At 64.1% G+C, this 16,015-nt stretch carries 16 protein-coding genes; 4 read left to right on the top strand and 12 right to left on the bottom strand.

All coding sequences use genetic code 11. The annotated features are described in order from the left end of the window. The 3 genes from hrpA to fadD2 form a co-directional block, all read right to left on the bottom strand. A partial coding sequence (hrpA, locus tag VJS90_RS14660; RefSeq protein ID WP_324122366.1) for an ATP-dependent RNA helicase HrpA occupies nucleotides 1–3,212 on the bottom strand: 3,212 nt, incomplete at its 3' end. 197 nt (nucleotides 3,213–3,409) lie between these two features. Then, entirely contained in the window at nucleotides 3,410–5,107 is a 1,698-nt protein-coding gene (gene fadD1 / locus VJS90_RS14655; RefSeq protein ID WP_324122365.1) for a long-chain-fatty-acid--CoA ligase FadD1, read from the bottom strand. Between the two features lie 198 nt (nucleotides 5,108–5,305). Beyond that, the gene (gene fadD2, locus VJS90_RS14650; protein ID WP_324122364.1) at nucleotides 5,306–7,006 is read right to left on the bottom strand and encodes a long-chain-fatty-acid--CoA ligase FadD2; all 1,701 of its coding nucleotides are present in this window, start codon (nucleotides 7,004–7,006) and stop codon (nucleotides 5,306–5,308) included. A 245-nt stretch (nucleotides 7,007–7,251) separates the two neighbouring features. Here fadD2 and VJS90_RS14645 point away from each other — a divergent pair, with 245 nt between their 5' ends. Then, the gene (locus VJS90_RS14645; protein WP_324122363.1) at nucleotides 7,252–7,722 is read left to right on the top strand and encodes a MaoC family dehydratase; all 471 of its coding nucleotides are present in this window, start codon (nucleotides 7,252–7,254) and stop codon (nucleotides 7,720–7,722) included. On the opposite strand, the gene VJS90_RS14640 is transcribed toward VJS90_RS14645, so the two are convergent. From VJS90_RS14640 to VJS90_RS14620, 5 genes are all read right to left on the bottom strand, one after another. Next, a complete protein-coding gene (locus VJS90_RS14640; protein ID WP_324122362.1) occupies nucleotides 7,723–8,961 on the bottom strand; it encodes an RNA polymerase sigma factor in 1,239 nt (412 codons plus the stop codon). After that, complete coding sequence (locus tag VJS90_RS14635; RefSeq protein ID WP_324122361.1) at nucleotides 8,961–9,452, bottom strand: SRPBCC family protein; 492 nt, start codon at nucleotides 9,450–9,452, stop codon at nucleotides 8,961–8,963. The genes VJS90_RS14640 and VJS90_RS14635 overlap by 1 nt, the downstream gene beginning before the upstream one ends. 19 nt (nucleotides 9,453–9,471) lie before the next feature. Next, on the bottom strand, nucleotides 9,472–9,816 hold the full coding sequence (locus tag VJS90_RS14630; protein ID WP_324122360.1) for a YciI family protein: 345 nt from the start codon (nucleotides 9,814–9,816) through the stop codon (nucleotides 9,472–9,474). A 57-nt stretch (nucleotides 9,817–9,873) separates the two neighbouring features. Then, nucleotides 9,874–10,299 (bottom strand): YybH family protein, encoded by a 426-nt coding sequence (locus VJS90_RS14625; RefSeq protein ID WP_324122359.1) that lies wholly within the window; start codon nucleotides 10,297–10,299, stop codon nucleotides 9,874–9,876. A 257-nt stretch (nucleotides 10,300–10,556) separates the two neighbouring features. Further along, nucleotides 10,557–10,814 carry a DUF2790 domain-containing protein gene (locus VJS90_RS14620; protein ID WP_324122358.1) on the bottom strand — a complete coding sequence of 86 codons (258 nt, stop codon included), beginning with the start codon at nucleotides 10,812–10,814 and terminating at the stop codon, nucleotides 10,557–10,559. A 268-nt stretch (nucleotides 10,815–11,082) separates the two neighbouring features. Here VJS90_RS14620 and VJS90_RS14615 point away from each other — a divergent pair, with 268 nt between their 5' ends. Further along, entirely contained in the window at nucleotides 11,083–11,451 is a 369-nt protein-coding gene (locus VJS90_RS14615) for a GNAT family N-acetyltransferase (protein WP_324122367.1), read from the top strand. On the opposite strand, the gene def is transcribed toward VJS90_RS14615, so the two are convergent. The 3 genes from def to VJS90_RS14600 form a co-directional block, all read right to left on the bottom strand. Further along, the gene (gene def / locus VJS90_RS14610) at nucleotides 11,406–11,942 is read right to left on the bottom strand and encodes a peptide deformylase (RefSeq protein WP_324122357.1); all 537 of its coding nucleotides are present in this window, start codon (nucleotides 11,940–11,942) and stop codon (nucleotides 11,406–11,408) included. The genes VJS90_RS14615 and def overlap by 46 nt on opposite strands. Then, complete coding sequence (locus VJS90_RS14605; RefSeq protein WP_324122356.1) at nucleotides 11,939–12,898, bottom strand: YihY/virulence factor BrkB family protein; 960 nt, start codon at nucleotides 12,896–12,898, stop codon at nucleotides 11,939–11,941. The genes def and VJS90_RS14605 overlap by 4 nt, the downstream gene beginning before the upstream one ends. A gap of 168 nt (nucleotides 12,899–13,066) precedes the next feature. Beyond that, complete coding sequence (locus VJS90_RS14600) at nucleotides 13,067–13,246, bottom strand: CsbD family protein (RefSeq protein WP_324122355.1); 180 nt, start codon at nucleotides 13,244–13,246, stop codon at nucleotides 13,067–13,069. 225 nt (nucleotides 13,247–13,471) lie between these two features. Here VJS90_RS14600 and VJS90_RS14595 point away from each other — a divergent pair, with 225 nt between their 5' ends. Both VJS90_RS14595 and VJS90_RS14590 read left to right on the top strand, forming a co-directional pair. Beyond that, the gene (locus VJS90_RS14595) at nucleotides 13,472–14,938 is read left to right on the top strand and encodes a right-handed parallel beta-helix repeat-containing protein (protein ID WP_324122354.1); all 1,467 of its coding nucleotides are present in this window, start codon (nucleotides 13,472–13,474) and stop codon (nucleotides 14,936–14,938) included. A gap of 93 nt (nucleotides 14,939–15,031) precedes the next feature. Beyond that, nucleotides 15,032–15,412, top strand: coding sequence for a hypothetical protein (locus tag VJS90_RS14590; RefSeq protein WP_324122353.1), 381 nt, complete (start codon nucleotides 15,032–15,034; stop codon nucleotides 15,410–15,412). On the opposite strand, the gene VJS90_RS14585 is transcribed toward VJS90_RS14590, so the two are convergent. Further along, nucleotides 15,413–16,015 (bottom strand): CvfB family protein (locus VJS90_RS14585; RefSeq protein ID WP_324122352.1); only part of this gene is annotated, 603 nt, incomplete at its 5' end.

Below are 16,015 nucleotides of genomic sequence, written 5' to 3'. Positions count from 1 at the left end.
TGCAGGGCGCGGCGATGCTGGAACTCGGCTTCGGCCTGGGTCGAGAAGCGCCCTTCCTTGACCGTGCCGTTATCCTCGACCAAGGCGGGGTAAACCGTCAGCGACAACCCGGCGATCTTCTGCTGGGCAACCTGCGCCACCTCGGAAAACGCCTTGGCCTGCACCGGCTGGTCGCGCTTGTGATCACGCGGCACGGCCAGGGCGGCCTGGCTTGCGGCGGCAAAACGGGCGGTCAGCTCGGCCAGGTCGCGGCCTTCGCCGAGGAACTTGCCTTGGCCATCGACCACTTCGAGGTTCATCCGCAGGTGCCCTTCCACCGCGTTGATGGACTCCTCCCAGGCCTCGTCGCTGACCCGCGCGCCGGTCATGCGCAACAGCTCCTGGCCCAGGGCCTGGGGCAAGGCGCCCTGGCCGAAGCTCAGGCGCTGCAGGGCAGCCTTGACGAAGTCGGGCACGGGCACGAAATTCTTGCGCAGCGCCTTGGGCAGGTTACGCACCAGCGCAATGCACTTGGCCTCGAGCAGACCTGGCACCAGCCATTCGAGACGCTCGCCCGGCAGGCTTGGCAACAACGGCGCGGGCACCCGCACCGTCACGCCATCACGCGGGTGGCCCGGCTCGAAGTGGTAGCTCAGCGGCAGGCTCAGCTCGCCCACCCGCAGGCTGTCCGGATACTGGGCCGCGGTCACCTCGCTGGCCTCGCGGGCGAGCACGTCCTCTTCGCGCATGATCAGCAGCTGCTGATCCTGCTGGCTGGTCGTGCGGTACCAGCTGTCGAAGGTCGCCGTCTGGTGGATCTCGGCGGGCAGGCGTTCTTCGTAGTAGTCGTAGAGCGTTTCTTCATCGGCGAGGATATCGCGGCGGCGGGCCTTGGCTTCGAGCTCATCGAGCTGTTCGAGCAGGCGCTTGTTGGCCGCCAGGCACTTGGCCCGCGACTGGATCTCGCCGCCCACCAATCCTTCGCGGATAAACAGCTCGCGCGACACCACCGGGTCGATCGGCCCGTAATGAACGGGCCGGCGGCCGACCAGGATCAGGCCATACAGGGTGATCTGCTCGAACGCGACGACCTGCCCGCGCTTCTTCTCCCAGTGTGGCTCGAAGTGATTCTTCTTGATCAGGTGACCGGCCAGGGGCTCGATCCAGTCGGGCTCGATCTTGGCGACCATGCGCGCGTACAGCTTGGTGGTCTCGACCAGCTCGGCCGCCATCACCCACTGCGGACGCTTGCGGCCGATGCCTGAGGAGGGGTGAACCCAGAAGCGGCGTTGACGCGCGCCCTGGTAATCGCCCTCTTCGGTCTTCTGGCCGATCTGGCTGAGAAGGCCGCTGAGAATCGCCTTGTGCAGCCGGGGAAAGTCCGCCGGGTCCTTGTTGACCGTCAGTTGCAGGTCGCGGCAGATCAGGCTCAACTGCCGGTGGGCGTCGCGCCACTCGCGCAGGCGCAGGTAGTTGAGAAACTGCTTGCGGCACCAGTTGCGCAGTGGATTGGCGGTCAGCGCCTGGCGCTGCTCCTCGAAACCACGCCACAGGTTGACCAGGGCGGCGAAGTCCGAGTCCGGGTCTTTCCACTGGGCATGAGCCTGGTCGGCGGCCTGCTGGCGCTCCGGTGGGCGCTCGCGCGGGTCCTGCACCGACAGGGCACTGGCGACGATCAGCACCTCTTGCAGGCTGCCCAGGCGCGCGCCTTCAAGCAGCATGCGGCCCAGCCGCGGATCGACCGGCAGCCGCGCCAGCTGGCGGCCCAGCGGGGTGAGCTGGTTCTCGCGGTTGACCGCCGAGAGCTCCTGCAGCAGGTTGAAGCCATCACTGATGGCTTTGCCATCAGGCGGCTCGATGAACGGGAAGGCATCGATAGCGCCCAGGCGCAGGTGCAGCATCTGCAGGATCACCGCGGCCAGGTTGGTGCGCAGGATCTCGGGGTCGGTGAAGGCCGGCCGGGCGTTGAAGTCTTCCTCGCTGTAGAGGCGCACGCAGATGCCCGGTTCGACCCGGCCGCAACGGCCCTTGCGCTGGTTGGCGCTGGCCTGGGACACGGCCTCGATCGGCAGGCGCTGGACCTTGGCGCGGTAGCTGTAGCGGCTGATGCGCGCGGTGCCACTATCTATCACGTAGCGGATGCCCGGCACGGTCAGCGAGGTTTCGGCGACGTTGGTCGCCAGCACCACCCGCCGGCCGGGATGGGACTGGAAGATCCGCTGCTGTTCGGCAGGCGACAGCCGCGCATACAACGGCAGGATCTCGGTGTGACGCAACTGGGCCTTGCGCAGGATCTCGGCGGCATCGCGGATCTCACGCTCGCCGGGCAGGAACACCAGCACATCGCCAGGGCCCTTGCCTTCGCGCCGCTCATGATGGGCAATCTCGTCGAGCGTGGCGAGGATCGCCTGGTCGACGGTGAGGTCATCCTCGACCTGGTTGCCCTCCTCGTCCTGCTCGCTGGCCAGCGGCCGGTACCAGGTATCGACCGGGTAGGTGCGGCCGGACACCTCGATGATCGGCGCGTCGTTGAAATGCTTCGAGAAGCGCTCCAGGTCGATGGTGGCCGAGGTGATGATCAGCTTGAGTTCAGGCCGGCGGTGCAGCAGGGTCTTGAGGTAGCCCAGCAGGAAATCGATGTTGAGGCTGCGCTCGTGGGCCTCGTCGACGATGATCGTGTCGTAGCGTTCGAGCAGGCGGTCATGCTGGGTTTCGGCCAGCAGGATGCCGTCGGTCATCAGCTTGACCAGGGTGTTGGCGTCGCTCTGGTCCTCGAAGCGCACCTGGTAGCCGACCAGCGCGCCCAAGGGCGTGCCGATTTCTTCGGCAACACGGCTGGCAACGCTGCGCGCGGCAATCCTCCGCGGCTGGGTATGCGCGATCAGGCCGTGCTGGCCGCGCCCCAGTTCCAGGCAGATCTTCGGCAGCTGGGTGGTCTTGCCCGACCCGGTCTCGCCGGCGATGACCAGCACCTGGTTGGCTTCCAGGGCTTTCTTGATCTCGTCACGCTTGGCCGCGATCGGCAGGCTGTCGTCGTAACGGATGCGCGGCACGCTGGCCGCGCGCGCGGCCACCTGGGCGCAGGAGGCCTGGACCTTCTCGACCCACTGGGCAAGGCGCGCCTCGTCCGGGCGCTTGCGCAAGTCATGCAATTGCCGGCGCAAGCGATGGCGGTCGGCAATCATGGCGTGATCGAGGTTTTTCAGCAGCTGGTCTATCGCGTGATCTGTCATCGGGCTTTCTGGTTGCGCAGGTGAGCCTGCTTTTTCATGATCGGTATTTGCAGGGGTGCGATTGTCGCAGATTTGCCTGGCCACGGCACACACCCCAGGCGCAGGGTGGAGCGGGCAAGCAAGGAATGCCGGGAGGGGGCGGGAACAGCGCAGGCGTCGGGGCCGCGAACGGCCCCGCAAGGTTCAGGAGAGCAGGTTCAGGCGATTTTCTTCAGCCCGAGCTTTTTCATCTCTTCATCGCGCAGCTCGCGGCGCAGGATCTTGCCGACGTTGGTGGTCGGCAGCGCATCGCGGAACTCGATGTGGCGCGGCACCTTGTAGCCGGTGACATTGGCGCGCATGTGCTCCATCACCTGCTCCTTGGTCAGGGTCATGCCGGGCTTGACCACGATGAACAACTTGATCACCTCACCCGACTTCTCGTCCGGCACCCCGATCGCCGCGCACTGGACCACGCCAGGCAAGCCGGCCAGCACGTCCTCCAGCTCGTTGGGGTACACGTTGAAGCCCGATACCAGGATCATGTCCTTCTTGCGGTCGACGATGCGCATGTAGCCATCGGGCTGGATCAGGGCAATGTCGCCAGTCTTGAGCCAGCCCTCGCTGTCGAGGATCTCGGCGGTGGCTTCTTCGCGCTGCCAGTAGCCCTTCATCACCTGCGGACCCTTGACGCACAGCTCGCCCACCTCGCCCAGCGGCAGCTCATTGCCGCTGTCATCGATGATCTTGCACAGCGTCGAGGGCACCGGGATGCCGATGGTGCCGACATGGTTCTGCTCGGCCGGGTTGACCGCCGCCACCGGGCTGGTCTCGGTCATGCCGTAGCCTTCGCAGATGGCGCAGCCGGTGACCGCCTTCCAGCGCTCGGCAACGCTCATCTGCAATGCCATGCCACCGGATAGCGTTATTTTCAGCGACGAGAAGTCCAGGTTGCGGAACGTCTCGTTATTGCACAGGGCAACGAACAGGGTGTTGAGGCCGACAAAGCCGCTGAACTTCCACTTCGTGAGTTCCTTGACCATCGCTGGCAGGTCACGCGGGTTGCTGATCAGTATGTTGTGGTTGCCGATCAGCATCATGGCCATGCAATGGAAGGTGAACGCGTAGATGTGGTACAGCGGCAGCGGGGTGATGAGGATCTCGCACCCTTCCTTGAGATTGGAGCCCATCAGCGCCCGGCACTGCAGCATGTTGGCCACCAGGTTGCGATGGGTCAGCATCGCGCCCTTGGCGACACCGGTGGTACCGCCGGTGTACTGGAGCACCGCGACGTCGTCGGCGTGCGGGCTGACCTCGGTCAACGGCGCGCCCTTGCCCTTGGCCAGCGCATCGTTGAAGCGCACGGCCCTGGGCAGGTGGTAGGCCGGCACCATCTTCTTCACGTACTTGATGACGCTGTTGATCAGCAGGCGCTTGAGCGGCGGCAGCAGATCGGCGACCTCGGTGACGATCACGTGCCTGACCTGGGTCCGGGGCACCACTTTTTCGGCAAGGTGCGCCATGTTCGCCAGGCACACCAGCGCCTTGGCCCCTGAGTCCTTGAACTGGTGCTCCAGTTCGCGCGCGGTGTACAACGGGTTGGTGTTGACCACGATCAGCCCGGCGCGCATGGCGCCGAAAACGGCCACGGGGTACTGCAGGACATTGGGCAGTTGCACGGCGATCCGGTCGCCGGGCTTGAGGTCGGTATGCTGCTGCAGCCAGGCGGCGAACGCGCCCGACAGGGCATAGAGCTCGCCGTAGGTGATGGTCTTGCCCAGGTTGCTAAAGGCCGGTTTATCGGCAAAGCGTTGGCAGGATTGTTTCAGTACCGCCAGGATATTCGGAAATTCATCCGGATCGATGTGCGCCGCAATCCCCGCTGGGTACTTATCCTTCCAAAAATGTTCGATCATGGAAGCCCACTCCTTCAGCACAGCGAATTCTTCATCGCATCGATGCGATTATTATTGATAGGGATTAACGGTTTGTCGCACCCGGTTCTCCCGAAAGCGGGCCGAGAGTAGCAGCTTTGCCAAGGGGCGCCTAGGGCCCCAAGGGGCCGCGCAGTCACCAAATAGACCGCGCAATCTATTCCGGTCACAAAATGAGATTCACCCCTGCTCCTGTACAGCATCGCGCAATTCCCGCCGCAGGATCTTGCCCACCGGCGTCATCGGCAGGGCGTCACGCAGGACGATGTGTTTGGGCACCTTGTAGCCGGTGAAGTTGGCCTTGCAGTAGGCCTTGAGGTCGTCAATGCTCACGCCGCCTTCACGCGGAACCACGAACAGCTTGACGGCCTCCCCCGAGCGGTCGTCCGGCACACCGATGGCGGCGCAGTTGGCCACCTGCGGGTGACCCATCATGATTTCCTCGATCTCGTTGGGGTACACGTTGAAACCCGAGACGATGATCATGTCCTTCTTGCGGTCCACGATGCGGGTGAAGCCATCGGGGTCGATCACCGCGATGTCGCCGGTCCGGAGCCAACCGTCGCCGTCGATGGCCTCGGCGGTCGCCTCGGGCTGGCGCCAGTAGCCTTTCATCACCTGCGGGCCCTTGATGCACAGTTCGCCACGCTCCCCCAGCGGCTGCTCGACGCCCTGGTCATCGATGACCTTGAAGGCGGTGCCCGCCACGGGAATGCCGACCGTTCCCAGGCGAGCCTTGTCACCGTAGGGGTTGGTGCTGGCCACGGGCGAGGTCTCGGTGAGGCCATAGCCTTCGACGATCCGGCAGCCGGTGAGGCGCTCCCAGCGTTCGGCGGTGGCGGTGACCAGCGCGGTGCCTCCGGAGTTGGTGACCTTGAGGGCCGAGAAGTCGAGCGTCTTGAAACCCGGGTGGTCCATCAGCGCGACGAACAGCGTGTTGAGCCCGACCAGCGCGGAAAACCGCCATTGCTTCAGCGTCTTGATGAAAGCGGGAATATCGCGGGGGTTGGTGATCAGCACGTTGTGGTTGCCGGTGACCATCATGCACATGCAGTGCGCGGTGAAGGCATAGATGTGGTAGAGCGGCAGGGGCGCGATCATCACCTCCTGCCCCTCCTTGATGAGCGGTTGTCCATCCGGGCCATGCTGGGAAAAACAGGCCAGCACCTGCAACATGTTGGCCACCAGGTTGCCATGGGTGAGCATGGCACCCTTGGCCAGGCCCGTGGTGCCGCCGGTGTACTGCAGCACGGCGATGTCGTCCAGGCCCAGGCTGACGGGGGTTATCGCCTGCCCCCCGCCCTGGCGCAGCACCTGCTTGAATGGCACCGCCTGGGGCAGGTGAAACGCCGGGACCATCTTCTTCACCTTGTCGACCAGGGTATTGACCAGCCATCCCTTGGCCTTCGGCAGCAGATCGCCCATCTTCGCCTCGATGAGGTATTCGATGCCGGTGGCGGGCAGCACTGTCTGCACCCGCTGGCCGAACAGGTTCAGGTAGACCAGGGCACGGGCGCCGGAGTCCTTGAACTGGTGACGCATCTCGCGTTCGGTGTAGAGGGGATTGGTGTTGACCACGATGAGACCGGCACGCAGGGCACCGAACACGGCGATGGGGTACTGGAGCACGTTGGGCATCTGCACGGCGATGCGATCGCCCGGCACCAGTCGGGTGTACTGTTGAAGGTATGCGGCGAAGGCCGCGGAGTGACGTTCAAGGTCAGCGTAGCTCAGGGTCACCCCGAGATTGCTGAAGGCCGGGCGGTCGGCGAAGCGCTTGCAGGCGCGTTCGAAGACGTCGACCACCGACCGGTGGGCATTGATGTCGATGGACGAAGGGACGCCCTCGGGGCGTTTGTCATTCCAGAAGTCGGCGTGCATTTATTATTGTCCTCTTGCCTGAGCTGTCCGTAGCCGGACACTAGCAGGTCTTCCAGGGGTGGCAAACACGACTCGGCCCCTCATTAACATCCTGAATGGTATTGCTGCCGATGCCTCGCTGCAGGGCCCGCGCGTGCCGTTCGCGGAAGATGAAAACGCCAGTGATCGACGGCGGATGTGATCCGGTCCGTACCGGCAAGCGTCACAGGTTGATTGCCACCCAGTCCGGACATCAAGGAACCCACATGACCCAGGTCACCAACACGCCTTACGAAGCCCTCGAAGTCGGCCAGACCGCCACTTACAGCAAGTCCGTCGAAGAGCGCGACATTCAGCTGTTCGCGGCAATGTCCGGTGACCACAACCCGGTGCACCTGGACGCCGAGTTCGCCGCCAAGAGCATGTTCCGCGAGCGCATCGCCCATGGCATGTTCAGCGGCGCCCTGATCAGCGCGGCGGTGGCCTGCACCCTGCCAGGCCCTGGCACGATCTACCTGGGCCAGAAGATGAGCTTCCAGAAGCCGGTCAAGATCGGCGACACGCTGACCGTGCGCCTGGAAATCCTCGAGAAGCTGCCCAAGTTCAAGGTGCGCATCGCCACCAATGTCTACAACCAGAACGATGAGCTGGTGGTCGAAGGCGAAGCCGAGATCCTCGCGCCACGCAAGCAGCAGACCGTCGAGCTGGTCAGCCCGCCGAACTTCGTCGCCGGCTGATCACCCCAGCTCGCGCAGGCGGCGTTCGATGTAGCGCCGCTCCGGCCCTTGGCGGGCAAGCGCCAGCGCCTCCTGCCAGGCAGTCCTGGCCTGCTCCGCATGCCCCAGCTGGCGATGCAGCTCGGCGCGCGCGGCATGGGCCAGGTGGTAATCGGGTAACTGGCCGCGGGCCAGAATGGCCTCGATGGCATCGAGCCCAGCCTGCGGGCCGTCCCTTCGCGCCAGCGCCGCGGCGCGGTTGAGCTCGACCACGGGCGACGGCCAACCGCGTAGCAGCACGTCATAAAGCCCGACGATCTGCGCCCAGTCCGTCTGCCCGGCACTGGGTGCCTCGGCGTGCACCGCCGCAATCGCCGCCTGCAGGCCATAGGCGCCGAAATGTCGGCTGCGCAGGGCCTGCTCTGCCAACCGGCAGCCTTCCTCGATCAGCGTGCGGTCCCAAAGCCGCCGGTCCTGCTCGTCCAGCACGACCAGGTCGCCCCTCGCGTCGGTCCGGGCCTTCTGCCGCGAGGCCTGCAGGAGCATCAACGCGAGCAGTCCCGATGCCTCCGGGTCGGGCAGCAGTTGCACCAGCAGGCGGCCCAGGCGAATGGCCTCATCGCTGAGGGCCTGTTGCATCAGGGCTTCGCCAGAAGACGCCGAGTAGCCTTCGTTGAACACCAGGTAGATGACGCGCAGCACGCTGTCGAGCCGCTCGGGCAGCTCGGCGAGCTCTGGTACCTGGTAGGGAATGCCTGCCTCGCGGATCTTCGCCTTGGCGCGGACGATGCGCTGGGCGATGGTCGCGGGCGCCTGCAGAAAGGCACGGGCGATCTGCTCGGTGGTCAGGCCGCACACCTCACGCAGGGTCAGCGGCACCTGGGCATCGGCGGCCAAGGCAGGGTGGCAGCAGGTGAAGATCAGCCGCAGGCGGTCGTCGGCCAGCATCTGATCCTCGCTCGGGTCCTGCGCCTGCTGATCGAGCATCAAGGCCAGCTGCGCCTGGGAGCGGTCGAATCGCGCACGCCGACGCAGGGCGTCGATGGCCTTGAAGCGGCCGGTCGACACCAGCCAGGCACGCGGATTGTCGGGCATGCCGTCACGCGGCCAGCGCTGCATGGCGATGAAAAACGCCTCATGCATGGCCTCCTCGGCCAGATCGAAGTCGCCCAGCAGGCCGATCAGCGTGGCCAGGATGCGCCGCGAATCGCGTTTGTAGACGGCCTCTACCTGGTCGCCCAGCGGTGTGTCGGTGGACATCAGTCCGGCATCCGGTTGGTCACCACCTCGACCAGCCGATCCAGGCTCTCGCCCCACCCCCGGTAGAAGCCCATTTCCTCGTGGGCGCGGCAGTCGGCGGCATTCCAGTGCCAGGCGCTCGCGGTGTATCGCGTTCGGCCGAACTCTTCGTCGAAGGTGATCACCGCCGTCATGAAGGCCTGGGCAGACGGTACCCAGCCTGGGGTGAAGGCATCGGTGAAGACCAGCCGGCGCGGGGCGATGATTTCAAGGAATACGCCCTGGTTGGGGTACTCGGTGCCATCTGGTGCGCGCATCAAGGTACGCAGCAGGCCCCCGACCCACAGCTGCATCTCGCATTCAGGAGTGGTCATGCCGTGGGGGCCCCACCATTGCTGCAGCCACCTGGGTTCGGTCCAGGCGCGGAACACCTTGTTGCGCGGCGCATCGATCAAGCGGGTGATGGATAACAGGTGTCGTGGCTCTCCCTGGCCTGGTTGTTCAAGGCTCATTGTTGTGGTTCTCCGTCTGTCAGGGTTGCAGCTCGCGCACTGGACGCACCTCCACACTGCCGACGCGTGCTGCCGGGATGCCCTTGGCGATATTCAAGGCTTCATTGAGGTCGCGGGCATCGACCAGGTAGAAGCCGGCAAGTTGCTCCTTGGTTTCGGCGAAGGGTCCATCGGTCAGGCTCATCTGCCCATCCCGCAGGCGCACGGTCGTGGCCGTGCGCACCGATTTCAGCGCCTCGGCCGCCAGCATCCGCCCGCTACCCTGCAGCGACTCGGCGTAGGCGCTGCACTCCGCATCCGCGGGGCTCTCGGGCAGACTGTGCAGCAGCTCTTCGTCACAATAGACCAGGCACAGGTATTTCATGGTCGTCTCCAGCGCGAGCGGAAAGTGCGATTGGCGATAAGCGGCGTCGCTTTGATTTCAAGGCTCGAGGTTGAACAACGCCTTTTGCGTTTCCATGTCGAAAGGCGCTGACCAGTGCTCGTGGATCACCTGCCATTTTCCGCCACTGCGCCGGTAGCCGACGGTCGCGCGCATGTATCCGCACTGCGCTTGGTCATCAGCCGGGCCGCAGCGGTTCAGCCAGTGGGCAAGCGCCAGATCGCCATCAGCCTGCACCGTGAGCTGTGCCACCTCGAAGACCATCGGCCCGGTGCAGTAGCCCATGCACTCTTCCCAGTGAGCCCGGTATGAGGCCTTGTCCGTGAACTGCAGCGTCTTGATGGCATCGAACGCCACGATATTGTCCGCATAGGGCGCCGCAATGCCGTCAAGGTCGCGCTCGCGCACTGCCTCGACCCACCGTTCGATCAACTGCCTGATTTCGTTTTCGGCTGTGGTGTTCATGGGTTTCCCTCCAAGCCACCATGACTGGCCGCCGGACGCTCCGGCGGGTTCAGGAATGGTCGAATGGCGCAGGGGGATTTCGACAGCGGCCCGGTGAATTGTCGTAATGCGCCGCCACGAGAGCTGGCATGGCCAGCTCGGTTATCCTGGCCCTGCCCGGCGCAGCCAGGGCATTTGTGGGAGCAACTGTCTTCAACCCGGTTACTCATACCTCTCGGCCCGGCACACACAGGAATTACCAAGCACCATAGGATCTCTCAACCCTCCCCACACCCCTCCCCCATCGCACGGTATTCAAGGACATGGATCTGGCCTTGGTGATCCTCGTACGTCATGGTGGCCGGCACGACTTCGCAGACATTGGGCAGGGTCGAGAGGCTGATGACGCGCTTGATGTCGAGGTTGACCGAGTAGTCGTACTGCTGGACCGCAGGCTGGTTGCCGGCGGGGGGAGGCTCGTCGGCGAGGGCGAGCGAGGACAGGCCGAGCAGAGCAAGCATCAGGAGTGGTTTCATGGGGAAAGGGCCTTGAAAGCAATCAATGATGGATACAGTCTACGCCTGGCCTTGCGAACAGGAAGACCAGACATCGGTATGCACCGTTGCTCGAACCGTAACAATCAAGCACAGCGCTCGACAGTACGCGGCGGGCGATGTAAAAACCGCGGCTTGAAGCATCTGGAGATTGCCTGCCTTGCACCCGTTGCACTCGTTGCATATAGGCCCGCTGGTCGGGCTCGAGCGTGGTCTGCTCGATCGCTTCTATCGCGAACACGGCTCACGCATGCGTGCCAGCCCCGACGGCCAGCTGTGGGTGGCTCGCGCTGGCGTTATCGTCGCCGGCCTCGGCCTGACCGAGGTGCCGGGCGGGTTGTGGCTGACCGGGCTGTTCGTGGCCCCGGCATGGCGCGGGCGTCGAGCGGCTTCGCAGCTCGTAGAGGCCGTGCTGGCACCGAGCACTGAAACCGTCTGGCTGTTCTGCCACCCCGACCTGCTAGGGTTCTACCAACGACTGGGGTTCGACACGGCCGTTACGCTGCCCGCCGAGCTGGCTCAGCGCCTGGCACGCTACCAGCGCAGCAAACCGCTGGTAGCGTTGGCACGGGCTCAGTCGTCGGAAGGTTCCAGGCCCGGAAACAATACGTCGGTGTAGCCGAATTTCGAGAAATCACGGATTCGTGACGGGTACAGCCGGCCGATCAGGTGATCGCACTCATGCTGCACAACCCTCGCATGAAAACCATCAGCGAGACGGTTGATCGCCTGGCCCTGCGGGTCTAGCCCCTCGTAGCGGATATTCCGGTAGCGCGGCACCACGCCGCGCAGGCCTGGCACGGACAGACAACCTTCCCAGCCGTCCTCGATCTCGGTCGTTACCGGGGTGATCACCGGGTTGAGCAGGATCGTCTGTGGCACGGCTTCCGCATCGGGATAGCGCTCGCTGCGCTCGAAACCGAAGATCACCAGTTGCAGGTCGACGCCGATCTGCGGCGCGGCCAGCCCGACCCCGCCGACATGGCGCATGGTCTCGAACATGTCGTCGATCAGTTGCTGCAGCTCGGGACTGCCAATCAGGCGGTCGGGGACGGGCGGGGCAACGCGCAGCAAGCGTTCATCGCCCATTCTGAGAATATCGCGAATCATCGCGGCGAGATCTCGGAGGCTTGCGGGGTGGGCGTCTGCGACTGGTCGTGGCCCAGCACGGTCTTGTGCTTCTCGGGCGCGGCGCCCTGATCGGGCACTTTCTCGCCCTTGTCCTTGCCCTCGGCCGACATATGCTCGATCACCGCATTCATTTCAGCGCCCAGCAACAGCACCGCCGCCGAAATATAGAAATACAGCAGCAGCACGATGATCGCCCCGATGCTGCCATACATGGCGTTGTAGTCGGCGAAGGTCTTGACGTAGTAGCCAAAGCCCAGCGACGCGACGATCCAGACGACCACGGCCAGTACAGAGCCTGGGGTGATGAAGCGGAAGTTCTGCTTCACGTCGGGCATGACGTAATAGATCACCGCCACCGCGATCATCAGCAGCAGGATGATCACCGGCCAGCGCAGGATGGTCCATAGCGTGACAATGAACTCCTGCACGCCAATCTGCGCGGCGATCCACTCCATCACCTGCGGGCCGAGCACCATCAGCGCCGCGGCGGCCAGCATCATGCCAGCAATGCCGACGGTGTAGACGACCGACAGCGGGATACGCTTCCAGACGGGGCGGCCTTCCGGCACGTCGTAGGCGGCGTTCATGGCGCTCATCATCAGGCGCACAGCGGCCGAGGCGGTCCACAGGGCGATGAAGATACCCACCGAAAGGAATCCGCCCTTCGATTGCTGCAGCTGGTCGATGACCGGATTGACCAGGTCCAGCGCCTGGGGCGGCAGCACCAGCTCCGATTGCAGGCGCAGCCAGGAGAAGAAGTCGGGCAGATGCAAGAAGCCGATCAGCGCGATGAGAAACAGCAGGAAAGGAAACAGCGAGAACAGCATCTGATAGGCCAGCGCCGAGGCGTAGGTCGACATCTCGTCGTCGAGAAACTCATTGACCGTGCGAATCAGCACACGGTGCAGGGGCAGGCCTTGCAGAACCGGGAACATATAGCGTCTCCTTTCGCCGCTTGACTGTCATCAGGACAGATCGATCACCAGGGAATGCGTGCTTGCACGCGGATTAGTCCAATAGACCACGATCCTGCCATGACTGCTCATCAGGCGCGCAATAAAAACGGCCACCCGCAGGCAGCCGTCAGGGGTACAGGCAACGCATCAAGGCTTCTTGACGGCATCCTTGACCTTGCCGACCGTTTGCTGGGCTTCGCCCTTGATTTCCTGAGCCTTGCCTTCGGTTTTCAGTTTCTCACTACCGGTAACCTCACCAACGCCTTGCTTGACGTTGCCGACCGCTTCGTTGGCCAGGCCCTTGGCTTTGTCTTTGGTACCACTCATGGGAATTCTCCTGAAAGGTAAGGCACTTGTCCGTGCCGACGAAGAATCGACCCGCGCGGCGCGCCCAGAGTTTCATTTTCTTTTCGAAACGGGCCGAACGGTAAACAGCGTGCGAATACCGCACCGAATTCCCCAACGCGCCTGCGCAAGGGCCCTGCGCTTCCCTAGAATCCGGCCAAGCGCAGCCATGCTGCCAGATAAAAACAACAGCTATCGGAATCCTCCATGCGTCTTGCACCCGTACTGGCAGCCTTGCTGCCCTTGCTTCCTCTGTCCGCCCTGGCCCAATCACCCGGCATCAAGGTCCTGAGCGTTGACCGCTATGCCGATGACGAGCAACCCGGCAGCCTGCGCTGGGCCATCGACACCAACAACCGCAATCCTGGCCACTACCGTATCGAGATCCAGGCGGTGGGAGACGCCCCTTATGTCATCCGCCCCGCCCGTGAACTGCCCGCCATCAAAGGCCCGGTGGAAATCAGCGGGAGCGCCTGGGCGCGCGATGGGCAGTATGTAGCCATCGACGGCTCCTCCTACATCAAAGGGCAAGGTGCCCACGCTTGTCCCGGTGCCGTGCCCGGCCAGTACGGAACCAATGTCCGCACCACTACGGGCCCGGGGCTGGTACTGCGTGACACGCAAGGCGTGGTGCTGAGCGGTCTTGAGATACGCAACTTCTGCATCGGCATCCTGGTCAACCGCGCCAGCCACAACGTGATCCAGGACAACCGGATCATCGCCAACAAGGGCGGGGCCGGGATCATGCTCACCGGCGACGACGGCCAGGGCAATCCGACCGCCACCAGCACGGTGAACAACAAGGTGCTTCGCAATCAGCTGATCGACAACGGCGACGGCCTGGAACTCACCCGCGGCGCGGCGTTCAACCTGATCGCCGACAACCTGTTTCGCTCGACCCCCGCCAACCCCGAGCCCTCCCAGGGCATCGAGATCCTGCTGGGCAACGACAACAGCGTGGTGCGCAACCGCTTCGAGAACTATTCCGACGGCCTGCAGATCAACTGGGGCCACCGGAATTACCTGGGGGCCAACACGTTCAGCGGCAATTCCATCGGCATCAGCATTACCGGTGACGGCAACATGCTCGATGGCAACCTGATCCACGGCAATCGTATCGGTGTGGCCCTGCGTCCTGAGCCAGGCATCACCCGAACGCGCCTGTCGGCCAACCGCATCTGGGGCAATAGCCAGGATATCCGCCGCTGCGAGGCCGGCGGCTCCTGCGTGGCAGGGCAGCGCACTGGCGCCATCGTCTTCGGCGTGCCGGCACAGGCGCATGCGCTTTATGTCGGCTCACGGGGGATCGGTGCCGATCTGCCCCTCAAGGACCAGGCGAGTATCTGTGACGCCCAAGGCGCGCCCGCCGGCTGCCAGCCACTGCCTAACCAGAACCAGCAGCCACCGCGGCTGACCAGCATTGACGCAGGACGTTTGCGGGGTGAGGTCCAGGGCCCGCCTGCCAGTCGCCTGCGGGTCGAGGTGTTTGGCAACCCGGCAGGTGGCGATGAGGCCGAGCAGTACCTGGGCGATGTGCTGGTGACCAGCGATGCGCAAGGACTGGGCCGGTTCGACTACGAGATAGGGGACGCCGCCGGGCTGCGCAGCTTTACCACGACAGTGACCACCGCCGAGGGCGCGACTTCGGCGTTGAGCACGCCCGCCAGGCGCTGACTTGGTCTCGCGTCGCGGTCGAACCGACTTGCCCGGCATCATGCGCACCCCGCACAATGTCGGGTCTCTTACGCGTCAACCGCAGGAACCTGCATGAAACTCGACAAACCCACCGCCATCGCCCGGCGCAACGCCACGCTGGCCCGGCCGGTGCTCACCAGCGACAACACCCTGTTCGCCATTCTCGACCGCAAGCGCAACCTGTGGTGGTTCGAGGTCCCGGTCAAGCTGTTGCGCAAAGGCCAGCCCGACTGGGTCAACCTCTTGCTGCACTCCCCCGAGTCCGATGAACTGCAGCACCTGAAGGTGCCAATCAACTTCCTCAGCGCGCACCTGGAGCAGCTGGAAGTGCGTCATCCGGGCAAGCGCCGCTCGACCATCAGCCTGGCCCTGAGCGCCGACCGCGACTCGCTGCTACGCGACATCCGCCCAGGCGGCGAGAACCTCGACTTCAAGACCTTCGTGCAGGTCTGATCACTTGCGCTCGATGCGATCGTCAAGGATGACGATCCGGCCTTCCTTGTACAGCGCGCCGATGGCTTTCTTGAAGTTGCCCTTGCTGACGCTGAACATGTCGCTGATCAGCTGTGGGTCGCTCTTGTCGCTGACCTTGAGCACGCCGTCATTGGCCAGCAGGCGCTCCATGATCTGTTCCGGCAGGCTCACGGCCAGGGCTGCACCCGGCGGCTGCAGGCTCAGGGCGATCTTGCCGTCGCTGCGCACTTCCTTGATATAGCCGGTCTCGTGCATGCCTGAACGCAGGAAGCCGAACACTTCGTTCTTGTGGATCAGGCCCCAGTGGCGGTTGTTGATGATCGCCTTGAAGCCCATGGGCGACTGCCCGGCCACCAGCAATTGCACCGGCTGCCCAGGCTTGTAGTCCACCGGCGCCTTGTCCAGATAGCGGTCAAGCTTCGAGGTCGCGGTGATGCGCCGGGTTCGCTTGTCAAGGTAAGCGTGGACCACGCAGTAATCACCGACCTTGAGCGGGTGCTTTTCCTCGGAGTACGGCATCAGCAGGTCCTTGGGCAGGCCCCAGTCCAGGAAGATGCCGATGCTGTTGATGTCCTTGACCTT

The sequence above is a fragment of the Pseudomonas sp. genome, from assembly GCF_035277045.1.
In the GTDB taxonomy this organism is placed as follows: Bacteria; Pseudomonadota; Gammaproteobacteria; order Pseudomonadales; family Pseudomonadaceae; genus Aquipseudomonas.
The sequence above is the reverse complement of the archived record's forward strand: the minus strand, read 5'-3'. Positions and strand labels throughout refer to the sequence as shown.

Coding starts and splice junctions, on each gene's coding strand:
- VJS90_RS14625 (WP_324122359.1), bottom strand. CDS start 10,299: ATGAACACCACAGCCGAAAACGAAATCAGGCAGTTGATCGAACGGTGG.
- VJS90_RS14630 (WP_324122360.1), bottom strand. CDS start 9,816: ATGAAATACCTGTGCCTGGTCTATTGTGACGAAGAGCTGCTGCACAGT.
- VJS90_RS14645 (WP_324122363.1), top strand. CDS start 7,252: ATGACCCAGGTCACCAACACGCCTTACGAAGCCCTCGAAGTCGGCCAG.
- def (WP_324122357.1), bottom strand. CDS start 11,942: ATGATTCGCGATATTCTCAGAATGGGCGATGAACGCTTGCTGCGCGTT.
- VJS90_RS14590 (WP_324122353.1), top strand. CDS start 15,032: ATGAAACTCGACAAACCCACCGCCATCGCCCGGCGCAACGCCACGCTG.
- fadD1 (WP_324122365.1), bottom strand. CDS start 5,107: ATGATCGAACATTTTTGGAAGGATAAGTACCCAGCGGGGATTGCGGCG.
- VJS90_RS14635 (WP_324122361.1), bottom strand. CDS start 9,452: ATGAGCCTTGAACAACCAGGCCAGGGAGAGCCACGACACCTGTTATCC.
- VJS90_RS14595 (WP_324122354.1), top strand. CDS start 13,472: ATGCGTCTTGCACCCGTACTGGCAGCCTTGCTGCCCTTGCTTCCTCTG.
- VJS90_RS14620 (WP_324122358.1), bottom strand. CDS start 10,814: ATGAAACCACTCCTGATGCTTGCTCTGCTCGGCCTGTCCTCGCTCGCC.
- VJS90_RS14615 (WP_324122367.1), top strand. CDS start 11,083: ATGCGTGCCAGCCCCGACGGCCAGCTGTGGGTGGCTCGCGCTGGCGTT.
- VJS90_RS14605 (WP_324122356.1), bottom strand. CDS start 12,898: ATGTTCCCGGTTCTGCAAGGCCTGCCCCTGCACCGTGTGCTGATTCGC.
- fadD2 (WP_324122364.1), bottom strand. CDS start 7,006: ATGCACGCCGACTTCTGGAATGACAAACGCCCCGAGGGCGTCCCTTCG.
- VJS90_RS14640 (WP_324122362.1), bottom strand. CDS start 8,961: ATGTCCACCGACACACCGCTGGGCGACCAGGTAGAGGCCGTCTACAAA.
- VJS90_RS14600 (WP_324122355.1), bottom strand. CDS start 13,246: ATGAGTGGTACCAAAGACAAAGCCAAGGGCCTGGCCAACGAAGCGGTC.